Here is a 233-nt window from a genome sequence, read left to right as displayed (position 1 = left end):
GACGCCTTAGATTTTTAAAAAAAATTAGTGTTTAAGCTGAATAAGATTGATGATCTCATCTCTCGTGATGAGATAATTTGTCTTACAGTAGTCACATTTGGCTTCTAGTGACTCTTTTCCATCAAAGATATCATCGATTGTATGACTTCCTGTTAGTCCAGCAACACCTGTTAGCATTCTTTCACGAGAACAGTTGCACTTGAAAGAAATTTCTTTTGAACCAATAAACTCGA

Annotated in this window: 1 protein-coding gene; it reads right to left on the bottom strand. The window is 34.8% G+C overall.

All coding sequences use genetic code 11. The annotated features are described in order from the left end of the window. Positions 1–24 precede the first annotated feature (24 nt). Positions 25–233: Hsp33 family molecular chaperone HslO (locus M901_RS04130; RefSeq protein WP_034720230.1), on the bottom strand; the 209-nt coding region annotated here is incomplete at its 5' end.

The organism is Bacteriovorax sp. DB6_IX, assembly GCF_000447775.1.
Taxonomy (GTDB): Bacteria; Bdellovibrionota; Bacteriovoracia; order Bacteriovoracales; family Bacteriovoracaceae; genus Halobacteriovorax_A.
Note: the sequence above shows the minus strand (reverse complement) of the source record. Positions and strands in the feature narration are given on the sequence as shown.